Origin of the sequence: Mycobacterium cajalii, from assembly GCF_045809005.2 — a bacterium.
GTDB lineage: Bacteria > Actinomycetota > Actinomycetes > Mycobacteriales > Mycobacteriaceae > Mycobacterium.
This window is the reverse complement of sequence record NZ_CM141436.1, coordinates 5730113-5748571: the sequence shown is the minus strand read 5'-3', so window position 1 is coordinate 5748571 and position 18459 is coordinate 5730113. Positions and strand designations below refer to the sequence as shown.

Annotated in this window: 18 protein-coding genes and 1 pseudogene; 14 read left to right on the top strand and 5 right to left on the bottom strand. The window is 69.7% G+C overall.

Annotation, left to right across the window (positions count from 1 at the left end):
* Positions 1–153 precede the first annotated feature (153 nt).
* The 5 genes and pseudogenes from ACJ512_RS27490 to ACJ512_RS27470 form a co-directional block, all read right to left on the bottom strand.
* Positions 154–1211, bottom strand: a pseudogene (locus ACJ512_RS27490) (DUF222 domain-containing protein); the annotation flags it as partial.
* A 64-nt stretch (positions 1212–1275) separates the two neighbouring features.
* On the bottom strand, positions 1276–2262 hold the full coding sequence (locus tag ACJ512_RS27485) for an IS630 family transposase (RefSeq protein ID WP_461479902.1): 987 nt from the start codon (positions 2260–2262) through the stop codon (positions 1276–1278).
* A 142-nt stretch (positions 2263–2404) separates the two neighbouring features.
* On the bottom strand, positions 2405–3415 hold the full coding sequence (locus tag ACJ512_RS27480; protein ID WP_407689229.1) for a zinc-binding dehydrogenase: 1011 nt from the start codon (positions 3413–3415) through the stop codon (positions 2405–2407).
* Positions 3415–4602, bottom strand: coding sequence for an LLM class flavin-dependent oxidoreductase (locus ACJ512_RS27475; RefSeq protein WP_407689230.1), 1188 nt, complete (start codon positions 4600–4602; stop codon positions 3415–3417). The genes ACJ512_RS27480 and ACJ512_RS27475 overlap by 1 nt, the downstream gene beginning before the upstream one ends.
* Positions 4599–5567 (bottom strand): alpha/beta fold hydrolase, encoded by a 969-nt coding sequence (locus ACJ512_RS27470; protein ID WP_407689231.1) that lies wholly within the window; start codon positions 5565–5567, stop codon positions 4599–4601. The genes ACJ512_RS27475 and ACJ512_RS27470 overlap by 4 nt, the downstream gene beginning before the upstream one ends.
* Before the next feature lie 79 nt (positions 5568–5646).
* On the opposite strand from ACJ512_RS27470, the gene ACJ512_RS27465 reads away from it, so the two are divergent.
* The 14 genes from ACJ512_RS27465 to lsr2 all read left to right on the top strand — a co-directional run bounded on the left by ACJ512_RS27465 (position 5647) and on the right by lsr2 (position 18199).
* The gene (locus ACJ512_RS27465; RefSeq protein ID WP_407689232.1) at positions 5647–6063 is read left to right on the top strand and encodes a VOC family protein; all 417 of its coding nucleotides are present in this window, start codon (positions 5647–5649) and stop codon (positions 6061–6063) included.
* Positions 6064–6273: 210 nt separating this feature from the next.
* A complete protein-coding gene (ftsH, locus tag ACJ512_RS27460) occupies positions 6274–8658 on the top strand; it encodes an ATP-dependent zinc metalloprotease FtsH (protein WP_407689233.1) in 2385 nt (794 codons plus the stop codon).
* 15 nt (positions 8659–8673) lie between these two features.
* Positions 8674–9294, top strand: a complete 621-nt coding sequence (folE, locus tag ACJ512_RS27455; RefSeq protein ID WP_407689234.1) for a GTP cyclohydrolase I FolE — start codon at positions 8674–8676, stop codon at positions 9292–9294.
* A gap of 19 nt (positions 9295–9313) precedes the next feature.
* Positions 9314–10129, top strand: coding sequence for a dihydropteroate synthase (gene folP / locus ACJ512_RS27450; RefSeq protein ID WP_407689235.1), 816 nt, complete (start codon positions 9314–9316; stop codon positions 10127–10129).
* Between the two features lie 5 nt (positions 10130–10134).
* Positions 10135–10536 carry a dihydroneopterin aldolase gene (folB, locus tag ACJ512_RS27445; RefSeq protein WP_407689236.1) on the top strand — a complete coding sequence of 134 codons (402 nt, stop codon included), beginning with the start codon at positions 10135–10137 and terminating at the stop codon, positions 10534–10536.
* Positions 10533–11054, top strand: coding sequence for a 2-amino-4-hydroxy-6-hydroxymethyldihydropteridine diphosphokinase (gene folK, locus ACJ512_RS27440; RefSeq protein WP_407689237.1), 522 nt, complete (start codon positions 10533–10535; stop codon positions 11052–11054). The genes folB and folK overlap by 4 nt, the downstream gene beginning before the upstream one ends.
* Complete coding sequence (locus ACJ512_RS27435) at positions 11054–11530, top strand: DUF3180 domain-containing protein (protein ID WP_407689238.1); 477 nt, start codon at positions 11054–11056, stop codon at positions 11528–11530. Before folK ends, ACJ512_RS27435 begins: the two co-directional genes overlap by 1 nt.
* A gap of 86 nt (positions 11531–11616) precedes the next feature.
* Positions 11617–12981, top strand: coding sequence for a DUF6779 domain-containing protein (locus ACJ512_RS27430; protein ID WP_461479901.1), 1365 nt, complete (start codon positions 11617–11619; stop codon positions 12979–12981).
* 116 nt (positions 12982–13097) lie between these two features.
* Positions 13098–14006, top strand: coding sequence for a Rossmann-like and DUF2520 domain-containing protein (locus ACJ512_RS27425; RefSeq protein ID WP_407689787.1), 909 nt, complete (start codon positions 13098–13100; stop codon positions 14004–14006).
* Positions 14003–14932, top strand: a complete 930-nt coding sequence (gene panC / locus ACJ512_RS27420; protein WP_461479900.1) for a pantoate--beta-alanine ligase — start codon at positions 14003–14005, stop codon at positions 14930–14932. Before ACJ512_RS27425 ends, panC begins: the two co-directional genes overlap by 4 nt.
* Complete coding sequence (gene panD / locus ACJ512_RS27415) at positions 14932–15351, top strand: aspartate 1-decarboxylase (RefSeq protein ID WP_407689557.1); 420 nt, start codon at positions 14932–14934, stop codon at positions 15349–15351. Before panC ends, panD begins: the two co-directional genes overlap by 1 nt.
* A 2-nt stretch (positions 15352–15353) precedes the next feature.
* Positions 15354–16169: a type III pantothenate kinase gene (locus ACJ512_RS27410; protein ID WP_407689556.1), complete on the top strand. Its 816-nt coding sequence runs from the start codon at positions 15354–15356 to the stop codon at positions 16167–16169.
* A 67-nt stretch (positions 16170–16236) separates the two neighbouring features.
* Positions 16237–17736 (top strand): lysine--tRNA ligase, encoded by a 1500-nt coding sequence (lysS, locus tag ACJ512_RS27405; protein ID WP_407689555.1) that lies wholly within the window; start codon positions 16237–16239, stop codon positions 17734–17736.
* 124 nt (positions 17737–17860) lie between these two features.
* Positions 17861–18199: a histone-like nucleoid-structuring protein Lsr2 gene (gene lsr2, locus ACJ512_RS27400; protein ID WP_407689554.1), complete on the top strand. Its 339-nt coding sequence runs from the start codon at positions 17861–17863 to the stop codon at positions 18197–18199.
* Positions 18200–18459: the final 260 nt, after the last annotated feature.

The window sequence follows — 18459 nt, the reverse complement described above, 5'->3', positions numbered from 1 at the left end:
ACGTGCATCGAGTGTGCATCCTGGGCGTCGAGTGTGCATCGTGGGCGGGGAAAGCGCGAAAATCCCGCCCCTTGCGCACACTCGAAGCCGTCAGTGCACACTCGACGCCCAGCAGGGGTAGACAGAAGGCGGCAAGCGGACAGCCAGCCACCAGAGCGCCCTGACCTTGGTCGCGACGGTCAGGCCACCCGCCGTGGGGTTCTGGTGGTTGAACGGGATGGTGTGGTCGATGTCGCAGGCGACGGCGGGCCGGCTGCACCCGGGGAAGCGGCAGGTGAGATCCCGGCAGCGGACGGCGCGTTCGAACGCGGCCGACGGCTGGTAGCGCAGCGCCTCGACCGGGCTGGTGACCGGGTCGGCGATGAGCACCGACGCGGCGTCCGCCAACCGGCGGACCTGCTCGGCGTCCATAACTCCGTACCCCTCGAGGTAACCGGGCGCGGCGCTGTCCTCGAAAACGGTTCGGTCGCCGGCAATCACGTTGATCACCACCCGCGCACCGCCCCGATCCCGCCCGGCCCCGTCGCCGGACTTGGCCGGGCAGTCGTCTTGTCCGCGCGCGCAGACCAGTGGGCGGCTCTGGGCCAGGGCACCCAGCGCGTCGGCGCGGCGTTGGTCCAGGGTTCGCGGGTCGGCCCCGCACACCTGCTTGGCCAACTGCGAGAGCCGCTGGTCAAAGGCCGCCGCGGTCGCGGCCGCGACCGTGCCGTAAAGCTCGGCCATCCCGTTACGGAGCGCACTGGTCCCGACGTGGCGGCCGTTCTCGGCGGCTTGGCGGCGCTCGCGCACGGCACCGGGATCATTGGCGTGCACCGTGGCGTCGACGGCGTTGACGATGCGCCGCCCCGACCAACCGTGCCATGCGCCGATACGCGCGGCCAGCGATCGGTCGAGCGCGGCGATCCGCTCGTCGCCGCTGGCCAGATCGGTGCGCCGGATGATCAACCGCGCCGTGCGCCGATCCGTCTTGCCCGCGGCCAGCAGCGCCGCAATCCCGGGCAGCCGGGTATCGAGTGTCTGGGCATCCGACACCACATAGCTGGCCGCCCGGCGGCGGCCTGGTCGAACCCTCAAATCATGGCGTGGTCGGGCTCGCTCTCGGTCCGCTCGGCCGCGCACCTGCGATGCCGAAGCAGCCCCGCCACCGCCGCCATCCGCCGCGCCACCAGCATCGACTCCCGCCGATGCGTCGACTCGATCACCGCCAGCAGCGCTGCGGGCCGAGTTCGTCAAGTCCGTCGAACATACTAAGCCGACCATTGGTTAGTCGACGCATTATGCTGCGGCCCGGATGTAGGCGAGGTCTGGGGCGGCGAAGAAGCCGCGTATGAGGTGGGGCATCCGCTGTAGACGTCGTAAGGCGTTGACACACAGCGTTTTGAACTGGTCGGGCCCGGTGATGCCGGAGCGACCGACCCGATCGGCCTTGACGTTCTTCCACACCCATTCGTCGGGGTTGAGCTGCGGCGAGTAGGCCGGAATCCGAAATAGGGTGAGCATGCCGTCGGTGGATGCTGCGAAGCGGGCCAGGGCTTTTGATTTGTGCACCGGATGGCCGTCGAGGATCAAAAACACCGGGCCGGCGGCGTCGTGGAGCAGCCGTTTGCAGAAGTCGATGAACTTGTCCGCGGTCAGGGTGCCGTCAATGATCGAGAACCGCAACGTGCCCTTGGCGGTGACCGCCGAGATCATGTTCACCGAGAACCGTGCCCCGGTGGTCGCCACGACCGGGGTCTGGCCGACCGGCGCCCAGGTGGTGCCCCGGTGGTAATCGCTGCGCACCGAGGCCTCGTCGGCGAAGTAGATCGTCGCCTTGCGCTTCTTGGCGAGTTTGGCGATGTCGGGGTACTCCTCGCGCTTCCAGCGTTCGACCGCCTCCGGATTGGCCTGATAGGCACGCCACAGCGGCTTTTGCGCCGACATACCCAGACCCCGCAGGATGCGCCCCACGCTGGTGACGGCCAACGACACCCCGAACCGGCGCTTGATCAGTTCCCGCACCATCTCCCGGGTCCACAACGCGAACTCGAACTGCAGCTGGCGCGGGTCATTGCCCGCCACCAAGGCGTAGAGCTCGCCCAGCTGCTGATCGGTCAGCTTCGGCGCACGACCAGGCACCGGCCTGGCCTTCAGTGCCGCCCAACCCCCTTCGTTGTACGTGGACACCCACCCGTACACCGTCTTGCGGTGCATCCCCAACGCCAAGGCCACCGATTCTGGATGCTGGCCATCGAGAACCGCCTGCACCGCACGCATTCTCATCGCTTCAAGCGTTCCGTGATCGAGCCTGCGGCCATCATCATCTCGCACAACATAATTCAACCACAAAGTCGACTAACTAATGACCGTTTTAGTATGTTCGATTATAAGGAGACCCACCGACAGGTCCGGCGAGTCGACCGGCCTACGGCGTGACGAGGATCTTGCAGTGCCGCTCGGGGTCGGCCAGGTCGTCGAACGCCGCGCCGACCCCCTCCAGGCCGACCTCCCCGGTGATCAACGGGGTGACGTCGATGTCGCCCTCGGCGAGCGCGCGCAGCGAGTCCGCGAACTCCTCCGGGCTGTAGGCGAGGACGAACTGGACGTTGATCTCCTTGGCGATCGCGAAGAACGGATGCACCGTGTCGGCCTGCATGCACACGCCCGCGACGACCAACCGCGTGCCCGGCCGTGCCCGCAGCAGCACGTCGTCGATGATCCCGGGTACCCCGACCGCCTCGAACACCACGGCCGGTTTGACGGTGTCGAAGGGCGACCCCTGCGCCGGGTCCAGCGCCCGGTGCGCGCCCATCGCGGCGGCCAGCTCCCGTCGCGTGGGGGAAAAGTCGGCGGCCACAATGTCTTCCACGCCGCGCGCCGCGAGCGCGGCGATGATCGCAATGCCGATCGGGCCGCAGCCGAGCACCAGCGCCGTCTCGCCCGGCGCGATGTTCGACTTGTTGACGGCGTGCAGTCCCACGGCCATCGGTTCGGTCAACGACGCGTGCCGGAAGTCCAGGCCGTTGGGGATGGGCAGCAAAAGCGGCGCCGAGAGCAGCATCCGCTCCGCGTAGCCACCGATCGTGTTGTTGCTGTACACGATCGGTTCGACGCCCTTGGCGGACAGCACCACCGGAATCGACGTGACGAGAGTTCCGGCGGCGTGTGTCTCGGTGTCCGGCCCGGCTTCGAGCACCTCGGCGCTGAATTCGTGGCCCATGAAGACGTCGCGGCCCAGGTCGATGTTCATGCCGCCGCCGCCCGACACCCGTTCGGTCATCGCGACCACCTCGTCGCCGTGCGCGGCGAAATGCAGGTCGGAACCGCAGATCCCACACGATCGGACGGCGACGAGCACCTGGCCGGGTCCGGGCACCGGGTCGGGCACGTCGTCCCGGTAGACCATGCGACCGCCCCGCAGCACCGATGCGCGCATCACTTCACCACCCCTTCGTGCTCGGAGGTGTGCTCGCCGATGGCTTTCACCACGGCCTCCCCGGCGCGCCCGAGCAGTTGGTCGCGCTTCGTCTTCGCCCAGTCGTGCGACGACCGCGACGCCGCCAGCTGCCCCTTGAAATGGGGAATCACCTTGCGGGCGAACAGATCATAGCAATGGTACGTCGCCTGCGGCGATGCCCAGTCGTGGCCGAGCATCAGCAGCGTGCCGAACCCGCCGGAGCGCTCGAGCAGGTCTTCGATGTGGGCGATGGCGTCCTCGGGTGTGCCGATGCAGCAATTCCCCTTGGCCGCATAGTCTTCGACGAACTGGTGGGGTGTCTGGGCACCCTCCACGGAGTTGGCCAGCGGAACGAAACCGGCCGCGCCGAAATAGTTCGCGAAATCCTGCAGCCCGTAGGTGCAGTCGTCGATCGCCTGCTCGCGGCTGTCGGCGATGTGCATGATGCTCAGGACCCGCCAGCCGGACCGGTCCGGTTCGTCCCGGCCGGCTCTGGCGGCCTGCTCGCACACCACGTCCCAGGTGTTCTCCAGTGCGGCGTAGCCGCCGGGCACCGACATCGACAGCGACAGCAGGGACGTGCCCAGCGTGCCGGCCAGCCGCGGCCCCGACGGCGAAATCATTGCCGCCGTCGAGATCTCGGGATAAGGCCAGGTGTAGGGGCGGATGTGCAGCTGCGCGTCGCGCAAGGTGAACCAGTCGGAGTGCCGGTCGATGCGCTCCTCGGGCGCGGCGCGGAACAGGGCCAGGATCGCCTCGAGGGACTCGTGCATCATCCGCCGCTGTTCCACCGGGTCGATGCCCATCATGTAGGCGTCCGACGGCAGCGCACCGGGGCCGGTGCCGAACATCACGCGGCCGCGCGTCAAATGGTCCAGCAGCACCCAGCGGTCGGCGACCATGAGCGGGTGGTGATAGGGCAGCGAGACCACGCCGGTACCCAGCCGGATGTGCTTGGTGCGCTCCGCGGCGGCGGCGATGAACACCTCCGGGCAGGCGATCAACTCGTAGCCGCCGGAGTGGTGTTCGCCGAACCAGGCCTCGTCGAAGCCGAGACGGTCCAGTGCGACGACACGCTCCATGTCGTATTCCAGTGCCACCGTGGGGGATTGGCCGGTGGGATGAAACGGCGTGATGAAGACGCCGAAACGCAGGGGCATGCTCATCGCAACTCCAATCCGCCGAGAAAGTCCAGCAGTAGGGCGTTCACCTCGTCGGGTCTTTCCTGTTGCAGCCAGTGCCCCGCGCCCTCGATCATCTCCTGGCGGTACGGGCCCGAAACCACCTTCGACGCGCGGTCGGTGCGGGTGAACGTCAACACCGGGTCGGCGGTGCCGGCGACGAACAGGCACGGCACGGCGATCTTGGCGTCGGCGAGTTCGGGGGTCGTCTCCCAGTTGCGGTCGAAGTTGCGATACCAGTTCAGTCCGCCGGTGAAGCCCGTGCGGGAGAACTCGGCGACATAGTGGGCGAGCTCGTCCTGGCTGAGCCAGTCCGGCAGCTCGGCGGGTTCGGGGAGGCGCTCGATGAAGCCCTCCGGGCCCGGGGCCACCAAGCGGATCGACGCGGCTTGATCGTCGGAGGCCCGCAGACCGCCCAGCATCCGGCGCATCGTGCGCGCGGGGTCCGCGTCCAACTCGGCGTCGGCGATGCCGGGCTCCTGGAAGTACAGGATGTAGAAGAAGTTGTCCCCGGCGATCCTGCGCCACGCCGCCGTCGGCGCCACCCGTGGCCGGGGCACCGGCGGCACGCTGAGCGCGGCGACGGCGGCGACCCGGTCGGGGTGCAACAGGGGCGCGTTCCACACCACGGAGGCACCCCAGTCGTGCCCGATCCAGACGGCGCGCTCGGCGCCGACATCGTCGAGCAGGCCGACCAGGTCGGCTGTCAGCGCGTGGATGTCGTACGCCTCGATCGCCTCCGGGCGAGAGGATCCGCCATAGCCGCGCTGGTCGGGCGCCAGCACGTGGTAGCCCTCGTCGGCGAGGGCCGGTATCTGGTGCCGCCACGAGTAGGCCAGTTCGGGGAATCCGTGGGCCAGGACCACCACTGGCGCGCCGGGGTCACCGGCTTCCACCACCCGTAGCCGCACGCCGTTGGTGTCTACTAACCGTTCGGTTGATGTCGCCACCACCACACCAAATCACAACCGCCGGGGGCTGAGAAGTGCGCGCCGCGATCGCACCCGCATTGGGATAGCGTGTCGACTCATGCGGCTGGACCACGTCGTGCTCTGGACGAGCAATCCGCGCGTCGCGATGGAGTTCTACTCGCGGGTGGTCGGGCTCGAGCCGGTGCGGTTCGACGAGTTCGAGGCCGGCGACGCGCCGTTCCCGAGCGTGCGCGTGTGCGAGGACTCCATCATCGACCTCCTGCCGGTGGACAACGTCGCCTCCACCGAATCGTTGACGCGGGTATCCGGGAGCGCCGGACACCGGGTCAACCACGTCTGCCTTGCGCTGTCGAAATCCGAATACGACGCGCTGGATCGGCGCCTGCAGGCCGAGGGCGTCGACACCGGGGCGCGGCTGGACAACTCGTACGGGGCCCGCGGGTGGGCGCCGCAGGGTTACTATTTCGCCGATCCGGACGGCAACGTGGTCGAGGCCCGGTACTACGAGCGCTGAGCTGCACGCGACACCGACCGCGATCGCGACTGCCGAACCAACTGGGAACTGCCGGTCGTTATCTCAGCAGGACAGGTCTGAGCAGGACGGCAGGCCTGCGGCAGTCCGCTGCGCCCGGCTCCGCCGGGCCGGCGATTGCCGCTAGCGGTAACCTGGACTTTTTCAGCTACGTGTGCATCGGAAGGACCTGGCCCGTAGGGCCGATGATTGATGAACCGAAAAAATCTGACTCGCACCCTCGTCGCGATCGCGGTCGTGGTGCTGCTCGGTTGGTCGTTCTTTTACTTCAGCGACGACACCCGCGGCTACAAGTCCGTCGACACCTCGGTGGCGATGGCCCAGATCAAGAGCGACAACGTCAAGAGCGCGCAGATCGATGATCGCGAGCAGCAATTGCGGCTGACCCTGAAAAAGGGCAACGGCGAGACGGACAATTCCGACAAGGTCATCACCAAATATCCCACCGGATACGCCGTCGACTTGTTCAACGCGCTCAGCGCCAAGAACGCCAAGATCAGCACCGTCGTCAACCAGGGCAGCATCCTGGGCGAGCTGCTGGTCTACGCGCTGCCGCTGCTGTTGCTGGTGGGGCTGTTCGTGATGTTCTCGCGCATGCAGGGCGGCGCCCGGATGGGCTTCGGCTTCGGCAAGTCGCGCGCCAAACAGCTGTCCAAGGACATGCCCAAGACCACGTTCGCCGACGTCGCGGGCGTCGACGAGGCGGTCGAGGAGCTCTACGAGATCAAGGACTTCCTGCAGAACCCGGGGCGTTACCAGGCGCTGGGCGCCAAGATCCCCAAGGGCGTGCTCCTGTACGGCCCGCCCGGGACGGGCAAAACCCTGCTGGCCCGCGCGGTGGCCGGCGAGGCGGGGGTCCCGTTCTTCACCATCTCCGGTTCCGACTTCGTCGAGATGTTCGTCGGCGTCGGCGCGTCGCGGGTTCGTGACCTGTTCGAACAGGCCAAGCAGAACAACCCGTGCATCATCTTCGTCGACGAGATCGACGCGGTGGGCCGGCAGCGGGGTGCGGGACTGGGCGGCGGTCACGACGAGCGCGAGCAGACGCTCAACCAGTTGCTGGTCGAGATGGACGGGTTCGACCCGCGGGCCGGTGTCATCCTGATCGCCGCCACCAACCGGCCCGACATCCTGGACCCGGCGCTGCTGCGCCCCGGCCGCTTCGACCGCCAGATCCCGGTGACCAACCCCGACCTGGCGGGTCGCCGCGCGGTGCTGAAGGTGCACGCGAAGGGCAAACCGATCGCCCCCGACGCCGACCTCGACGGACTGGCCAAGCGCACCGTCGGCATGACCGGTGCCGACCTGGCCAACGTCATCAACGAGGCGGCATTGCTGACCGCCCGGGAGAACGGCACCGTCATCACCGGCGCCGCCCTGGAGGAGGCGGTGGACCGGGTGGTCGGCGGGCCCCGCCGCAAGAGCCGGATCATCAGCGAGCAGGAGAAGAAGATCACCGCCTACCACGAGGGCGGACACACCCTGGCCGCGTGGGCGATGCCCGACATCGAGCCGATCTACAAGGTGACGATCCTGGCGCGGGGACGCACGGGCGGCCACGCGGTCGCGGTGCCGGAGGAGGACAAGGGCCTGCGCACCCGCTCGGAGATGATCGCCCAGCTGGTGTTCGCGATGGGCGGGCGCGCCGCCGAGGAACTGGTGTTCCGCGAGCCGACGACCGGCGCCGTCTCCGACATCGAGCAGGCGACCAAGATCGCGCGGTCGATGGTCACCGAGTTCGGCATGAGCTCCAAGCTCGGGGCCGTCAAATACGGTTCCGAGCACGGCGACCCGTTCCTGGGCCGGACCATGGGCAACCAGGCGGACTACTCGCACGAGGTCGCCCGCGACATCGACGACGAGGTGCGCAAGCTGATCGAGGCGGCGCACACCGAGGCCTGGGAGATCCTCACCGAATACCGCGACATCCTCGACACCCTGGCCGGTGAGCTGCTGGAGAAGGAAACCCTGCACCGGCCCGAGCTGGAGGGCATTTTCGCCGGCGTCGAGAAGCGGCCCCGGCTCACCATGTTCGACGACTTCGGTGGCCGCATCCCGTCGGACAAACCGCCGATCAAGACGCCCGGCGAGCTGGCCATCGAGCGTGGCGAGCCGTGGCCCCCGCCGGTCCCCGAGCCGGCCTTCAAGGCCGCGATCGCGCGGGCCAGCCAGGCCGCCGAGGCCGCTCGGGGCGAGGGGGACAAAAACGCCCACGGCGGGAACGGCTCGCACGGCGGGCAAGCCGGCAACCGGCAGGGCGCGCCGCACGGGGCCACCCAGCCCGACTACGGCGCCCCGGCCGGCTGGCACGCGCCCGGCTGGCCGCCGCAGGAACAGCACCCGGGCCACTGGTATCCGCCGCCGCCGCAACCGCCGCAGCCGCGGCCGCAGCAGCCGTACTGGCCGCAGCCGGCGGGTCACGGCCACTACCCGGGCCCGGCCCAGCCGTCCTACCCGCCGTTCCCGCCCTATCCGCCGCCCGGCCAGTCGGGCCCGGATGCCGCCCCCGATCCGGGACGGTCGCCCGACCAGGCAGAAGAAGACATCCGCCGGTTCAACCCGCCGGCCAGGGGCTGAGGAACGGAGAACCCGATGGCCTTGCCGGATCTGGACTCGGACACCCCCGCCGCCTCCGGACGCGTACGGTCGTTCGACCAGCAGCGTGCCGAGGCGGCGGTCCGCGAGTTGCTGCACGCGATCGGCGAGGACCCGGACAGGGACGGTTTGCGGGACACCCCGGCGCGCGTGGCCCGCGCCTACCGCGAGATGTTCTCCGGGCTGTACATCGACCCCGACACCGTGCTCAACACCATGTTCGACGAGGACCACGACGAACTGGTGATCGTCAAGGAAATCCCGATGTACTCGACCTGCGAGCACCACCTGGTGTCGTTCCACGGGGTGGCCCACGTCGGCTACATCCCCGGCGACGACGGCAGGGTGACGGGCCTGTCGAAGATCGCGCGGCTGGTCGACCTGTACGCCAAGCGGCCTCAGGTCCAGGAGCGGCTCACCAGTCAGATCGCGGACGCGCTGGTGAACAAGCTGAATCCGCGGGGAGTGATCGTCGTCGTGGAGGCCGAGCACCTGTGCATGGCGATGCGCGGCGTCCGCAAGCCCGGCGCCGTCACCACGACCTCCGCGGTGCGCGGCCAGTTCAAGAGAAACGCCGCCTCGCGAGCCGAGGCGCTCGACCTCATCCTGCGGAAGTGAGCCTGCGCCTGTGCAGGTCATGGGGGTTGTGAACGTCACGGACGATTCGTTCTCGGATGGCGGGCGTTACCTCGATGCCGACGCCGCCGTTGCCCACGGTCTGGCGCTGGCCGCCGAAGGCGCGGAGATCGTCGACGTCGGGGGCGAGTCCACCCGCCCCGGTGCCACGCGGATCGACCCCCGGGTCGAGGCGTCCCGCGTCGTCCAGGTGGTCAAAGAGCTTGCCGCTCAAGGCGTCACGGTGAGCATCGACACCATGCACGCCGACGTGGCGAGGGCGGCACTGCACAGCGGCGCGAGCATCGTCAACGACGTCTCCGGCGGACGGGCCGATCCGGCGATGGCGCCACTGCTCGCCGAAGCCGGCGTGCCCTGGGTGCTGATGCACTGGCGACCCGTGTCGCCCGATCACCCGCACCGCGCCCCGCGCTATCGCGACGTGGTGGCCGAGGTGCTCGCCGAGTTGCTCTCCAGCGTCGACGATGCGGTGGCCGCGGGCGTCGACCCGGCCAAGCTGGTGATCGACCCGGGTCTCGGTTTCGCGAAGACGGGGCAACACAATTGGGCGCTGCTGCACGCCCTGCCGCGGCTGGTCGCGACCGGGATCCCGGTGTTGCTGGGCGCCTCCCGCAAACGGTTCCTGGGGACCCTTTTGGCCGCGCCCGACGGATCGCCGCGGCCGCCCGACGGCCGCGAGACGGCGACTGCGGTGATCTCCGCGCTGGCCGCCCTGTACGGTGCCTGGGGGGTACGGGTGCATGACGTGCGTGCCTCGGTCGACGCCGTCAAGGTCGTCGGGGCGTGGACGCACACCGGGCCTGGACACCATGGCTGATCGAGATGGCTGATCGAATCGAATTGCGCGGCTTGGCTCTTCACGGCCGACACGGGGTCTTCGAACACGAGCGCGCCGACGGGCAGGAGTTCGTCGTCGACATGACCGTGTGGATCGACCTCGTCGACGCGGCCGCCAGCGACGACCTGGCCGACACGTACGACTACGGCGCGCTGGCCCGGCTGGCCGCCGACGTGGTGGGCGGGCCGCCCCGCAACCTGATCGAGACGGTCGGCGCCGAGATCGCCGACCAGGTGATGCGGGATCGGCGCGTGCACGCCGTCGAGGTGGTGGTGCACAAGCCGTCGGCTCCGATCCCGCAGCAGTTCGCCGACGTGGCGGTCGTGGTCCGGCGCTCGCGGCGCGGCGGCCGCGGCTCGGTGGTCCCGGCGGGCGGGACGTCATGACGCGCGTCGTGCTGTCCATCGGCTCCAACCTGGGGGACCGGCTGGCGCGGCTGCAATCCGTCGTCGACGGGCTGGGCACGGCGGTGCTGGCGGTGTCCCCGGTCTACGAGACCGATCCCTGGGGCCGCGTGGACCAGGCGCCGTTTCTCAACGCGGTGCTCATCGCCGACGACCCGGCGTGCGACGCGCAGGGCTGGCTGGGGCGCGCGCAGGCGTTCGAGCGTGCGGCCGGCCGGGTTCGCGGGGAGCGCTGGGGCCCGCGCAACCTCGACGTCGACCTCATCGCCTGCCACGGCGACACGGAGGTGATCTCCCGCGAGAACAACCTGACGCTGCCGCATCCGCTGGCCCATCTGCGGGCCTTCGTGTTGATCCCGTGGCTGGGCGTCGATCCCGACGCCCGGCTGACGGTCGCCGAGGGGCCGCGGCCGGTCGCCGGACTGCTGGCCGAACTCGAACCCGCCGACCGGGAGAGCGTCCGGTTGACCGGCCTGACGCTCGTGCCGCGGGAAAGCTGATGGGCCCGACCCGCAGACGCGACCTCACGGCCGCGGTGGTCGGCGCCGCGATGCTGGGCTATTTGCTGGTCACCGCGCTGTACCGGTGGTTCCCGCGCATCACCGTGTGGACCGGGATCTCGTTGCTCGCGGTGGCCGTCGCCGAGGGGCTGTGGGCGCGCTACGTGCGGACCAAGATCAGCGACTGCGAGATCGGCCCGGGGCCCGGCCGGCTGCACCCGCTGGCGGTCGCGCGCAGCCTGGTGGTGGCCAAGGCGTCGGCCTGGGTGGGCGCGCTGATGCTGGGCTTCTGGATCGGGGTGCTGGTGTACTTTCTGCCGCGCCGGTCCTGGCTGCGCGTCGCCGCCGAGGACGCCACCGGGACGGTGGTCGCGGCCGTCAGCGCGCTGGCGCTGCTCGTGGCCGCGTTGTGGCTGCAGCATTGCTGCAAATCTCCCCCGGAGCCGCCAGAGCACGGTGAGGGTGCCGAGAACTAGCCTTCTTGGGTCGTCGCGGAGCTCAAAGCGAGAATCGCCGGACCGGCGCGACACGCGGAATGACCTCGCACAGGTACAGTCGGGCCATGACCGTTCTGTCCCGCGGCGCCCGGGTACGGCGCGGCGGCCGCAGGCCGGGTTGGGTGCTCTTGACCGCGTTGCTGGTCCTTGCGATGGGGGCCAGTTCCGCGCTGGTTTTCACCAACCGCGTGGAACTTCTCAAGCTCGCGGTGATCCTGGCGCTGTGGGCCGCCGTCGCGGGTGCCTTCGTCTCCGTGCTCTACCGTCGGCAGAGCGACGCCGACCAGTCACGGGTGCGTGACCTGAAGCTGGTCTACGACCTGCAACTGGACCGGGAGATCTCGGCCCGCCGCGAGTACGAGCTGACGGTGGAGTCCCAGCTGCGCCGCGAACTCGCCTCCGAGTTGCGCGCCCAGAACGCCGACGACGTCGCGGCGCTGCGCGCGGAGCTGAACGCCCTGCGGGCCAGCCTGGAGATCTTGTTCGACACGGACCTCAAGGAGCGGCCCGCGCTGGAGACGCTCGGGGCCGAGGCGGCCCCCGCCCGCGCGTACAGCGAATGGGACCGCAACGGGGAGGGCGCACCCGTCGACTGGGTGGCCAGCGACCGGGTGACCTCGGTACCGCGCGACCAGTCCTCCGGCGCCCAGGGGCCCGAAGCGGCGGCCGAGGCCCGCGCCGACGAGACGGCGATCATCGACGTGCCCGAGGAGCCCCTGTTGCCGCCCCGGCAGCCGCCGCCCCCGCGCGAACGCGCGCGCTCCTACGACGCGCCGCACGAGCCCGCCTACGCGCCGCCGCAGCCGGAGCCGCGATTCGACTCCCGGCACCGGCAGGCGCCGCCCCCGCAGCCGCAGGCGCAGGATTGGCAGCCGGTCGCCAACGGCCTGTGGCTGCCGCCGGGCACCGCCACACCCACCGCGGGTGAGTCATCGGGCCGGCGGCGCCGGGCCCGGCACATCAGCCCCGACGAGCCCCCTGAGGAACCGAGAGAACCCCGAGAGCCCCGCGACTCGTGGGCCGCACCCGGCGCGCCCGACGCATCCGGTCCCGCCGGCTCACCCGGCGACCAGGAGGCCCCACGCCCCTACGGAGAGTCGGGCCGCCGCTCGCGGTCGCGCCATTCGGCGGAGTACCGCGACTTCGGCGTCCGCAGGTTCACCACCCCGGAAGACTCTGCCCCGCCTCCGGTCACCGCACCCGCCGCCGCGCCGCCCCCACCGCCGCCGCCGGCCCCGGCGGCCTCGGCCGCCGAGCCGCCGCGACTGGCTCCGCCCCCGGCCCCCGAGCCCGCGCCCCGGCACGGCGGCGCGGACGGCGCCGACGGCGCGGACGGACCGCCCTCGGGTGGACAGTCCGTCGCCGACCTGCTGGCGCGGTTGCAGGTCGAGCCGTCCGGGGGTGGCCGGCGCCGCCGCCGTAACGTCTGAGCTGGGAGCTCCGTCACATTGGGCCCGACCCGGGCATCGACTACAGTCTTGGTGACCGTCCGGTACCCCTGAGGCTGGGACCGGAACGAACGAATACCGATGTGAGGTCGTCTGCGATGGTGCAGTTCGACGGTCTGCGCCCGGCCAGGCTCAAGGTGGGCATCATCTCCGCCGGCCGGGTGGGAACCGCGCTGGGCGTCGCGCTGGAGCGCGCCGACCACGTCGTGGTGGCGTGCAGCGCCGTCAGCCACGCGTCCCGGCAGCGGGCGCAGCGGTGGCTGCCCGACACCCCGATCGTCCCGCCGCAGGACGTGGCGGCCGCCGCCGAATTGTTGCTGTTGGCGGTGCCCGACAGCGAACTTCCCGGCCTGGTGGCGGGTCTGGCCGCGACGTCGGCGGTGCGGCCGGGCACGATCGTGGCGCACACCTCCGGCGCCAACGGGGTCGGTGTGCTCGCGCCGCTGACGCCCGACTGCATACCGCTGGCGATCCACCCGGCGATGACGTTCACCGGGTCCGACGAGGACATCGCCAGGCTGCCGGACACCTGCTTCGGGATCACCGCGGCCGACGACGTCGGGTACGCGGTGGCGCAATCCCTGGTGCTGGAGATGGGCGGCGAGCCGTTCTGCGTCCGCGAGGACGCCCGGGTGCTCTACCACGCCGCCCTGGCACACGCGGGCAACCACATCGTGACCGTGCTGGCCGATGCGCTCGAGGCGTTGCGGGCCGCGCTGCGCGGCCAGGAACTGCTCGGGCAGCAGTCCGTCGACGATCAGCCCGGTGGCATCGCCGAACGCATCGTGGGCCCGTTGGCGCGGGCGGCGCTGGACAACACCCTGCAACGCGGCCAGGCCGCCCTCACCGGCCCGGTCGCACGCGGGGACGCGGCGGCGATCGCCGGGCACCTGGCGGCGCTGGCGGGCGCCGACCCCGACCTGGCGGACGCCTACCGGGTGAACGCCCTGCGGACCGCCCGGCGCGCGCACGCCCCCGGCGACGTCGTCGAGGTGCTGGCGGGATGAACCGGACGCCACGGCCGGTCTTCATCCCGGGCGAGCTCAACGTGTACTCGGCGCCGCGCGATGTCTCCGACGTCAGCCGGGCGCTGCGCCAGACCGGGCGCCGCGTGATGCTGGTGCCCACCATGGGGGCGCTGCACGACGGTCACCTGGCCCTGGTGCGGGCCGCCAAGCGGGTGCCCGGCTCGGTGGTCGTGGTCTCGATCTTCGTCAACCCGCTGCAGTTCGGCGCCGGCGAGGACCTCGACGCCTACCCCCGCACCCTGGACGACGACGTGGCGCTGCTGTCCGGCGAGGGCGTCGAGATGGTGTTCGCGCCCGCCGCCGCCGCGATGTATCCCCACGGGCTGCGCACCACCGTGCAGCCCGGCCCGCTGGCGGCCGAGCTCGAGGGCGCCGCGCGCCCGACCCATTTCTCCGGCGTCCTGACGGTGGTGTGCAAGCTGCTTCAGATCGTGCGTCCGGACCGCATCTTCTTCGGGGAGAAGGACTATCAGCAGCTGGTCCTGATCCGCCAGATGGTCGCCGACCTGAACGTCGACGTCGCCGTGGTCGGCGTGCCGACCGTCCGGGAGCCCGACGGGCTGGCGCTGTCGTCGCGCAACCGCTACCTGGACCCGGCCCAGCGCGAGCTGGCGGTGACGCTGTCCGCGGCGCTGACGGCGGGCGCGCACGCCGCGACGGCAGGCGCCGCGGCCGCGCTGGACGCGGCCCGCGCCGTGCTCGGTGCCGTGCCCGCGATCGAGGTCGACTACGTGGAACTGCGCGACGCGGACCTCGGCCCGCTGGGAGACGGCGGGCCGGGCCGGCTGCTGATCGCCGCGAGGCTGGGCGGTACCAGGCTGCTGGACAACGTCTCTATCGAAGTGGGAGCTTCCGCCGGCACCGACGGGCCGGACCGACACGTCCAATTACTGTGGAGGAATTGATGCTACGGACGATGCTGAAATCGAAGATCCACCGCGCCACCGTCACGCAGGCCGACCTGCACTACGTCGGCTCGGTGACCATCGACGCCGACCTGATGGACGCCGCGGACCTGCTCGAGGGCGAACAGGTGACGATCGTCGACATCGACAACGGAGCCCGCCTGGTCACCTACGCGATCACCGGCGAGCGGGGCACCGGGGTGATCGGGATCAACGGTGCCGCAGCACATCTGGTCCACCCCGGCGATCTGGTCATCCTGATCGCCTACGGGACCATGGAAGAGGCGCAGGCCCGCACCTACCGGCCCCGGATCGTGTTCGTCGGCGCCGACAACAAGCCGGTCGACCTGGGCCACGACCCGGCGTTCGTCCCGGCTGACGCCGCCAACCTATTGGACCCGCGAATCGGTGTGGGGTAGCCGTGCTGCTGGCCATCGACGTTCGCAACACCCACACCGTCGTCGGGTTGTTGTCCGGCTCTAAGGAGCACGCCAAGGTCGTGCAGCACTGGCGGATCCGCACCGAATCGGAAATCACCGCTGACGAACTGGCGTTGACCATCGACGGCCTGATCGGCGACGACTCCGAACGGCTGACCGGCGCCGTCGCCCTCTCGACCGTCCCGTCGGTGCTGCACGAGGTGCGGGTCATGCTCGACCAGTACTGGCCGTCGGTGCCGAACGTGCTCATCGAGCCCGGGGTACGCACCGGCATCCCGCTGCTGGTCGACAACCCCAAAGAAGTGGGCGCGGACCGGATCGTCAACTGCCTGGCGGCATTTCAGAAGTACGCGAGCGCGGCGATCGTCGTCGACTTCGGCTCCTCGATCTGCGTGGACGTGGTGTCGGCCAAAGGCGAGTTCCTCGGCGGCGCCATCGCGCCCGGGGTGCAGGTTTCCTCGGATGCCGCCGCGGCCCGGTCGGCTGCGCTGCGCCGCGTCGAGCTGGCCCGGCCCCGTTCGGTGATCGGCAAGAACACCGTCGAATGCATGCAGGCGGGCGCGGTGTTCGGGTTCGCCGGACTGGTCGACGGATTGATCACCCGCATCCGCGAGGACGTGGAGGGCTTCTCGGGCGATCAGGTGACCATCGTGGCCACCGGGCACACCGCGCCGCTGCTGCTCCCGGAACTGCAGACCGCCGCCACCTACGACCAGCACCTGACCCTGCACGGCCTGCGGCTGGTCTTCGAACGCAACCGGGAGACCCAGCGCGGCCGCCTGAGAACGGCGCGCTGACGGCTCGGCCGTTGCGGTGGCCCGCCGCTGACGGGGCTCCGAGGCAGGTCAATTAAGCTGGCTCGTCGTGAGTGCCGCCGACCCAGACCTCCCCGAGCAGTTCCGGATCCGCCGGGACAAGCGTGCCCGCCTGTTGGCGGAGGGTCGTGAGCCGTACCCGGTCGAGATCGTGCGCACCCACACGTTGGCCGAGGTCCGCGACGCCCACCCCGACCTTCCGGTCGACACCGCAACCGAGGACGTCGTCGGCGTCGCGGGCCGGGTGATATTCGCCCGCAACTCCGGAAAGTTGTGCTTTGCGACCCTGCAGGACGGCGACGGCACCACCCTGCAGGTGATGATCAGCCTCGACAAGGTCGGCCGGGAGTCGCTCGACGCGTGGAAGGCCGACGTCGACCTCGGCGACATCGTGTACGTGCACGGCACCGTGATCAGCTCCCGCCGCGGCGAGTTGTCGGTCCTCGCCGACTCCTGGCAGATGGCGGCCAAGTCCCTGCGGCCGCTGCCCGTCGCGCACAAGGAGATGAACGAAGAGTCCCGGGTGCGGCAGCGCTACGTCGACCTGCTCGTGCGGCCGGAGGCGCGAGCGGTCGCCCGCCAGCGGATCGCCGTGGTCCGGGCGATACGCGGCGCGCTGGAGCGGCGCGGCTTTCTCGAAGTCGAAACCCCGATGTTGCAGACGCTGGCCGGGGGTGCGGCGGCCCGGCCGTTCGTCACTCATTCCAATGCTCTCGACATGGATCTCTACTTGCGGATCGCCCCGGAACTCTTCCTCAAGCGCTGCGTAGTCGGCGGTTTCGACAGGGTCTTCGAACTTAATCGGGTGTTCCGAAACGAAGGCGCCGATTCGACGCATTCTCCGGAATTCTCCATGTTGGAGACCTACCAGGCGTATGGAACGTATGACGATTCGGCGGTCGTCACGCGGGAGCTTATTCAAGAGGTGGCCGATGAGGCGATCGGCTCCCGACAACTGCCGCTGCCCGACGGCAGTGTCTACGACATAGACGGAGAATGGGCGTCGATACAGATGTATCCGTCGCTGTCAACGGTGCTCGGCGAAGAGATCACCCCGGAAACGACGGTCGAGCGGCTCACCGCGATCGCCGGCCGGCTCGGCGTCGACATTCCTGAAAATCGCGGCTTCGGGCACGGCAAGCTCGTCGAGGAACTGTGGGAGCACCAAGTGGGCAACACGCTGACCGCGCCCACCTTCGTCAAGGATTTTCCAGTCGAGACAACACCTTTGACGCGCCAGCATCGCAGTGTCGCCGGCGTCACCGAGAAGTGGGATCTCTACGTGCGGGGCATAGAATTGGCGACCGGCTACTCCGAATTGAACGATCCGGTGGTGCAGCGCGAGAGATTTGCCGCGCAAGCGCGCGCCGCTGCCGCCGGCGACGACGAGGCCATGCAGCTCGACGAGGATTTCCTCGCCGCCCTGGAGTATGCGATGCCGCCGTGCACGGGAACCGGAATGGGGATCGACCGCTTGTTGATGTCTTTGACCGGCCTGTCAATTCGAGAGACAGTTTTGTTCCCGATTGTTCGGCCGCACTCGAGCTGAAAGTTCGGCTGTACGCCCCGCGTCGCGATTGAGTATGCTGCGTTAATATGGCAGATTAGTGGACGGGGAGGTCCTAAACCAATCTGCACAGCAACTGCTCAGGACGAAACGCGAGGGTAAGCCAATGGCGAAAAAAGTGACCGTCACCTTGGTCGATGATTTCGACGGTGCGGGCTCAGCCGACGAAACGGTGGAATTCGGGCTTGACGGGGTGACCTATGAGATCGATCTTTCGTCTAAGAATGCCGCGAAACTGCGCGGCGATCTAAAGCAATGGGTCGCGGCGGGCCGCCGCGTCGGCGGTCGGCGTCGCGGGCGCACCGGCACCGTGCGCGGACGCGGCGCCATCGACCGAGAACAGAGTGCCGCGATCCGTGAATGGGCCCGCCGCAACGGGCACAACGTGTCGACGCGCGGGCGTATCCCGGCCGACGTCATCGATGCGTTCCACGCGGCGACCTGACCAACCGCGCACCGACGCCCGGGCCGCAAGTGCCCGGGCGTCGGTCGTTTGGCGCTTTCGCTGGCGGCGAAACTGCCGGGGGTGCCCGCAGGAAACGAATCGGGTGTTCGCCTCGTTTCCTCAGTTGCGGCCGTCGTGCCCGGGCGGATCCCGGTCGGGCACGGAACCGCAAGGTTAGGCCCCCTGGCAGGCCGACCATTACAGTGGATGTCAGGTACGCGATTCCGGCCCCACTGGACCGCTAGTGAGGTTGTACCGAT